Origin of the sequence: Alteromonas sp. KUL42, assembly GCF_006538325.1 — a bacterium.
GTDB lineage: Bacteria > Pseudomonadota > Gammaproteobacteria > Enterobacterales > Alteromonadaceae > Alteromonas.
Map to the genome: position 1 here is coordinate 79663 of NZ_BJKK01000016.1, position 6385 is coordinate 86047.

Genomic DNA, 6385 nt, shown 5'->3' on the forward strand with positions numbered 1-6385 from the left:
AAAAGCCATCAACCCGCTTAATTAGCCAACTAATCTGAAGAAAAAACAATCAAAATAGTGCTTTCAAACGTTAAAAAACAACGTGAAATAAATAATTTATACTTAATGTGAACATTTATGTTGATTGAATTTCCAATATTAGGTGTTATCTCTGGTAGTATTACCAAAAGGATATTTTCCAAGCGGAGTCAATATGAGCGAATCGTCAGAAAAGAAATCGTTAGGCCCAATTTTTATCGTTGTTGGTATTCTTGTTATTGTGGTTTTGGCTGTTGTTTTTTGGCCAAGTGAAGAGGCACCAAAGCCTGTTGTAACGCCAGAGCCTGAAGTGGTTCAGCCTGTTGAGCCAGAGCCAGTTGAGCCCGAGGTTTTTGAGCCTCAAGTACCAGCGCCAACAGTAGAGCTAGAAGAGAAAGACGAAGTTGATCCTCTGCCAGAGCCAGTAGAAGAAGAACCTGAGCCATTAGATACAAGCGACCCAGCTATTAAAGCATCGCTTATTGAAAGCTCGTCAGCAGGCGAAGACACCGTTAATAGAATGATTGTTAACGAAGGCCTACTTCAACGTTTTGTGGTTACGGTAACTAACCTTGCTAACGACGAAATGGCGCCTAATCATCAATTGCTTACGCCACCAGAGCAACACTTCCGTGTTTATTCTCAAGCGGGTAAGCAGTGGATTGACGCAGCAAGCTACAAACGCTACACGCCATATGTAGATATTTTAGAGTCTTTCGACAACGAAGCGTTGTTGAGTGTGTATGATATTTATAAAGCGGATATTCAAGCAAAGTATGCTGAAATTGGCGACCCTGATCAGAACTTTGACGAAGTACTTGTAGATGCCTTTGATCAACTTTTAGATACACCGGAAGTACCTGTACCGGTAGAAGTGTACACCGACTCTGTAGCATACAAATATGCAGACGAGCGTTTGGAAAACTTAAATGAGCCGCAAAAGCAGTTGCTCAGAACTGGGCCAGACAATATGCGTCGCATTAAAGCAAAGCTGCGCGAATTGAAAGTACTGGTTGAAGAGCGTGGATCTAACTAGATTTCAGCAACAACTGAAGGGCACGTCGTCAAAAGCGCGCCCTTTACCCCCTGTTGAAAAATGGAACCCTGATTTTTGCGGTGACATTAATATGACCATCACCCTTGATGGTCGTTGGTTTTATGAAGGCAGCCCGATTGGCAGGGCCAGTTTAGTTCAGCTATTTGCGTCGGTATTAAAGCGTGAAGGCGACGATTATTTTTTAGTAACGCCCGTTGAGAAAGTGGGCATTACCGTTGAAGACACCCCCTTTTTAATTACACAATGGCGACAAGAGCCCAATGAAGAAACAGGCTCTACCGTTTTTATTCTAACCACACAAACTGGCGATGAAATACGTTTAGCACATCCAGAACAAATGGCTTTACGCATCCCCCCCAAAGCCATTCAAGACACGGAAGCCACACCTATACCTTACGTGTGTGTACGCCGAAATTTATGGGCAAGACTTCATCAAAACGTTTATTATCAGTTACTTGAAAAAGCTCACGAAGAAAATACAACAGACGCTACACGTTTTGTGCTGACATCAGCTGATACGCAGTTTGTGATAGGAGAAGTCACCGTTTAAGGTCATTCGTCGTATAAAACGACCAATAGTGGCGTATCACTTTGCCTTAGTGATGCAGGTGCTTTACATTCGATATAGTCTACAAATCCAACAACAAGAAGAACTATATCATGAAGAAGACACTCACCACGCTAGCGGTTTCATTAAGCCTTGCAACCATCTCTACCATCAGCCAAGCCGATACTCTTATTTACGCCGGTAATGCTTTTACTAGCACATCAAATGAATTACTTAGCGATGTAACTATTGTTGTTGATGACAATAAGATTGAAGCCATCAAGGAAGGCTTCGTGAAAGCCGAAGAGGGCGATACGGTTATCGACCTTAAGCACGCAACCGTCATGCCGGGCTTAATGGACATGCACGTGCACTTATCTTCACAGCACGGTGGCCCACAAACGTATTTAGACCGTTTTTCACTAAACGAAGCAGACTATGCACTACGCGCCGCCAACTACGCCAAAATAACCCTTGATGCAGGTTTCACTACTGTGCGTAACTTGGGCGATAGTTACTACGAAACCGTTGCATTGCGCAACGCTATTTCTAAAGGCATAGCCACTGGGCCACGTATTTACACAGTAGGTAAATCTATTGCCACCACAGGCGGGCATGCCGACCCAAGTAATGGTATTTCACACTTACTACGCCCCGATGTAGGCCCCAAACAAGGTGTGGTAAATGGTGAAGTAGAAGCACGAGAAGCTGTACGCTCGCGTTATCAAGACGGTGCCGACTTAATTAAAATTACCGCTACAGGCGGTGTACTAAGCGTGGCAAAAAGCGGGCAAAACCCACAGTTTATGACCGATGAGTTAGAAGCCATTGTCGACACTGCCAAAGACTATGGCATGACCGTAGCTGTGCATGCTCACGGTAAAGAAGGAATGAAACGTGCTATTGAGGCAGGTGTTGATTCCATTGAACACGGTACGCACATGGATGAGGAAATTCGCAACTTAATGGTAGCGAACGGCACCTACTATGTGCCTACCATCATGGCGGGTAAGTTCGTTGCTGACAAAGCAAAAATTGACGGTTACTTCCCAGAGTTGGTTCGCCCCAAAGCCGCGGCTATTGGCCCACTTATTCAAAAAACCTTCGAGAAAGCGCACAAAGCAGGTGTGAAAATTGCTTTTGGTACTGATAGCGGTGTTTCGGCCCACGGTGACAACGGTCAAGAATTTGCGCTTATGGTTGAAGCGGGAATGGCGCCAGCAGATGCACTTCGCAGTGCAACTATCAACAGCGCGCAGCTACTGGGCGTAAGCGATATTTTAGGTACATTGGAAGCCGGTAAACTAGCTGATATTGTGGCTGTTTCTGGTAATCCAATAGACGACATTTCACTTATGGAAAACGTGTCTTTTGTTATGAAAGACGGCGTAGTATACAAACAGTAAAAGAAAGGATTACATGGCACTAGGTAAAACGGTAAAGAAGAAGGTAAAGAATAAAACCAAGCAACTGGTTAACTCCAAATACATGCTAAAGAGTATGACCGTTGCCTCGTTCTTAGAATCGACCATAGTGCCTATTCCCCTTGAAGCGGTTATGGTGCCACTGATGCAAGCACGACGCGATTCGTTGTGGAAAATAGCATTGGTGGCCACTTTAGGCTGCGTTATTGGCGCTGTGTTTGGTTACGCCCTTGGGTATTACCTGTTTGACCTTGCTGGAGAGTGGGTAATTGAAACCTTTTTCAGTGAAGCACAATTCGATAATGTAAAACAACACATGCAAGAGCAGGGCTTTTGGTTCGTAATAACCTTAGGCATTGCTCCCATTCCATTTCAAGTCGCTATGCTTGCCGCAGGCGCAACACACTATTCATTAGCGCTATTCCTCCTTGCTACTATCATTGCCCGCTCACTGCGTTACTTCGGCTTGGCCATTGTGGTGTATTACGCTGGTGATAAAGCAGAACAACTAATTAAGCGTTATAAAATGAAAGCGGTTATTGCTATCACGCTTACTGTTTTGTTGCTTTGGTGGATATCGAACTTACTGTAGTAACACCTTCTACTAAATAAATTTTCATATTACGTTGATAGAAAATTTGAACTTTACATTTGATAATGATTCTTATTTGCACTAATGTAGTTATGCAGGAGGTGCAAATATGAACACACAACGTTTATGCCCAGTGTATCGAAAGTGGTTGCAACTAAACCCCACTGATGCGCGAGAACACCGTTTTTCAATGCAGCTTGAGTCACAACAAGCCCATCAACAGGGAAAGCCCAATTCTGCTTTGGCGAAGGGCTATCAAGCCTTTGAAACCGCTAGAATAGTGCTAACTGTGTTACAACCGGTTTCCTATGAGAAAAACCCAAGTGTAGAACAAGATATCTTAGCGTTTGGCACCATGGGAATGTACTTGTATGCACTGCTCAACAAGATGCATAAAAAACGTGAAGCGCATAACATTTTGCAAGAATGCCAGCAGCAACTTATTGCGATATGGCCATTGCATGCGACGAACCCGTCTGTTTGCCGGTTGATCAGTGCGGTTCAGTATACGTTGGAGCAGGCAAATATAACGCCCCGCCAACGCAGCGCCCATAACCATATCCACAATCAGCACCACGCACTTTCAACAACGGCACATTAGTTGAGATGTTGAAGATTGAAGTCACGTGTTGAAAACCAGTTCGAAAGAACGCAGGGCAAAGATAATGATAAGAATGGAGGAAATGATGTCAGCAAAAACCATGTACAACGATGATCATTTTGTTTCGTTGAATGTTAGAGCCTCGGTACTGAGAAAAATGCTACAAGGTGAAAACTTGCACATGAGTGATATTCAATGTTCGTGCTCTAAAAGCAAGCAAGTACTTCAGAAGCTACTTATTCAAGCAGTGAGTAACACAAAGTAAAGGCGCTTAATCACGCCCTTTCTTAATGACGTATTGATATGGCATAACCTCGGTTTGCGATGCCACTAGTGTGTGGTCCATAAACCGACAGAAACTGGGAATATCCCGTGCCGTTGAAGGGTCGTCAGCGGTGACCGACAGCGTTTCACCGTCGGCCAACTTACGAATATTCAAACGCACCATCATGACAGGCTCAGGGCAGCGAAGCCCTAACGCATCTAAATGGGTGCTCGCGCTGTTAAACGCGTCATCAAAACTAGATGCCATAGTTTTCGCGATAAGTGTTAATAGCACTAATTTGCGCTTCGTGACCGCCTTTTTCAGTAAGGTAAGCTACAACGTCGGCCAGTGACACAATTGAAATTACTTGTGTGCCGAAATCGCGCTCTACTTCTTGAATAGCAGAAAGCTCACCTTTGCCACGCTCTTGTCTATCAAGAGCAATAAGTACACCTGACAAACTGGCTTGCTGCTGCTCGATAAGTGTCATCGACTCGCGAATAGCAGTACCCGCGGTGATCACGTCATCCACCAGCATTACGCGCCCTTCTAGCGGACTACCCACCAAGTTACCACCTTCACCGTGCGTCTTGGCTTCTTTGCGGTTGAAGCAATATGGCACATCTAGATTATGGCTATCGGCAAGCGCCACAGCGGTAGTGGTAGCAATTGGAATGCCTTTGTAAGCAGGCCCAAATAACACGTCAAACTCAACGCCTGCATCCATAAGCGCGTCAGCGTAAAAGCGACCCAGTCTTGCTAAATCGCCACCGCGATTAAACAAACCCGCGTTGAAGAAATATGGGCTAATGCGACCTGACTTAAGCGTAAATTCGCCAAACTTCAGTACACCACGCGCGATGGCAAACTCAATAAAATCTCGCTGAAACGCTTTCATGATACCCCCTTCTTACGCTAATGCTGCTTTTTGAATGTCGAACAATTCACGCAAACCGTGTTTGCCAATTTTCAACATTTCATCTAGCTCTTCAAATGAGAACGGTTCGCCTTCGGCAGTGCCTTGAACTTCAATAAGCTTGCCTGTTTCTGTCATAACAATGTTCATGTCAGTTTCAGCGGCAGAGTCTTCAGTGTACTCAAGATCAGCAATAGGCGTACCTTCGTAAATACCCACAGAAAGCGCTGCAATCATGTGCTTAAGCGGGTTAGTTTTAATAATGCCTTTGCTACGCATATAAGTAAGTGCGTCAACTAATGCCACACATGCGCCCGTAATAGATGCGGTACGCGTGCCACCGTCGGCCTGAATAACGTCGCAATCAAGAGTAATGGTGTTTTCACCTAAAAGCTGTAGGTCTACCGCTGCGCGCAATGAACGAGCAATTAAACGTTGAATTTCTAACGTACGACCACCTTGCTTACCGCGCGCGGCTTCGCGACCACTGCGCGTGTGAGTAGCGCGTGGAAGCATGCTGTATTCCGCAGTGATCCAGCCTTTGCCTTGGCCCTTCATGAAACGTGGAACACCTTCTTCCACGGTAGCGTTACACAGCACTTTGGTATTGCCGAACTCAACTAATACCGAGCCTTCAGCGTGGCAAGTATATTGACGAGTAATTGTAACGGGGCGAATTTGACTGGCGGTTCTGCCGCTTGGACGCATAGTGTTCTCCACAACGTAAATGCTAAAAGTGAGTACGCTTTACCTGACTATTTGCCAACGCTATTAACGAAAACAATACAGCTAAAGCAGAATTGGGCATAAGTATAACGCATTACCCAGACTCGTTAAAAACGAACTTTGTATAGAAATGTGGTTTTGTGCGCTAATATAAAGGCTACAAGTAAGCCTGCCCGTTTGTTTATTGTATACAACACGAAACATCGCGTTGTTTTTGCAGGCTTTCATTACCACGTTTG

9 protein-coding genes are annotated in these 6385 nt (G+C 44.9%); 6 read left to right on the forward strand and 3 right to left on the reverse strand.

Annotation, left to right across the window (positions count from 1 at the left end; translation table 11 throughout):
- Positions 1-193: 193 nt before the first annotated feature.
- From EYR97_RS17695 to EYR97_RS17720, 6 genes are all read left to right on the forward strand, one after another.
- Complete coding sequence (locus EYR97_RS17695) at positions 194-1054, forward strand: DUF3014 domain-containing protein (RefSeq protein WP_131095087.1); 861 nt, start codon at positions 194-196, stop codon at positions 1052-1054.
- Positions 1041-1625, forward strand: coding sequence for a DUF1285 domain-containing protein (locus EYR97_RS17700; RefSeq protein ID WP_131095088.1), 585 nt, complete (start codon positions 1041-1043; stop codon positions 1623-1625). Before EYR97_RS17695 ends, EYR97_RS17700 begins: the two co-directional genes overlap by 14 nt.
- Before the next feature lie 110 nt (positions 1626-1735).
- The gene (locus EYR97_RS17705) at positions 1736-3028 is read left to right on the forward strand and encodes an amidohydrolase family protein (protein ID WP_131095089.1); all 1293 of its coding nucleotides are present in this window, start codon (positions 1736-1738) and stop codon (positions 3026-3028) included.
- Positions 3029-3041: 13 nt separating this feature from the next.
- Entirely contained in the window at positions 3042-3638 is a 597-nt protein-coding gene (locus EYR97_RS17710; protein ID WP_131095090.1) for a YqaA family protein, read from the forward strand.
- Positions 3639-3747: 109 nt separating this feature from the next.
- Positions 3748-4239, forward strand: coding sequence for a hypothetical protein (locus EYR97_RS17715; RefSeq protein WP_242635106.1), 492 nt, complete (start codon positions 3748-3750; stop codon positions 4237-4239).
- 64 nt (positions 4240-4303) lie between these two features.
- Entirely contained in the window at positions 4304-4504 is a 201-nt protein-coding gene (locus EYR97_RS17720; protein ID WP_242635107.1) for a hypothetical protein, read from the forward strand.
- Between the two features lie 6 nt (positions 4505-4510).
- Here the strand turns inward: EYR97_RS17720 and tusA are convergent, their stop codons facing one another.
- Genes tusA through rph form a run of 3 tightly spaced genes read right to left on the reverse strand, consistent with a single transcriptional unit; the run spans position 4511 to position 6128 of the window.
- Entirely contained in the window at positions 4511-4771 is a 261-nt protein-coding gene (gene tusA, locus EYR97_RS17725; RefSeq protein ID WP_131095091.1) for a sulfurtransferase TusA, read from the reverse strand.
- Positions 4761-5402, reverse strand: a complete 642-nt coding sequence (gene pyrE, locus EYR97_RS17730; RefSeq protein ID WP_131095092.1) for an orotate phosphoribosyltransferase — start codon at positions 5400-5402, stop codon at positions 4761-4763. The genes tusA and pyrE overlap by 11 nt, the downstream gene beginning before the upstream one ends.
- A 12-nt stretch (positions 5403-5414) precedes the next feature.
- Positions 5415-6128 (reverse strand): ribonuclease PH, encoded by a 714-nt coding sequence (gene rph, locus EYR97_RS17735; protein WP_131095093.1) that lies wholly within the window; start codon positions 6126-6128, stop codon positions 5415-5417.
- Between the last annotated feature and the right edge of the window lie 257 nt (positions 6129-6385).

Coding starts and splice junctions, on each gene's coding strand:
- EYR97_RS17695 (WP_131095087.1), top strand. CDS start 194: ATGAGCGAATCGTCAGAAAAGAAATCGTTAGGCCCAATTTTTATCGTT.
- EYR97_RS17705 (WP_131095089.1), top strand. CDS start 1,736: ATGAAGAAGACACTCACCACGCTAGCGGTTTCATTAAGCCTTGCAACC.
- EYR97_RS17710 (WP_131095090.1), top strand. CDS start 3,042: ATGGCACTAGGTAAAACGGTAAAGAAGAAGGTAAAGAATAAAACCAAG.
- EYR97_RS17715 (WP_242635106.1), top strand. CDS start 3,748: ATGAACACACAACGTTTATGCCCAGTGTATCGAAAGTGGTTGCAACTA.
- EYR97_RS17720 (WP_242635107.1), top strand. CDS start 4,304: ATGATAAGAATGGAGGAAATGATGTCAGCAAAAACCATGTACAACGAT.
- tusA (WP_131095091.1), bottom strand. CDS start 4,771: ATGGCATCTAGTTTTGATGACGCGTTTAACAGCGCGAGCACCCATTTA.
- pyrE (WP_131095092.1), bottom strand. CDS start 5,402: ATGAAAGCGTTTCAGCGAGATTTTATTGAGTTTGCCATCGCGCGTGGT.
- rph (WP_131095093.1), bottom strand. CDS start 6,128: ATGCGTCCAAGCGGCAGAACCGCCAGTCAAATTCGCCCCGTTACAATT.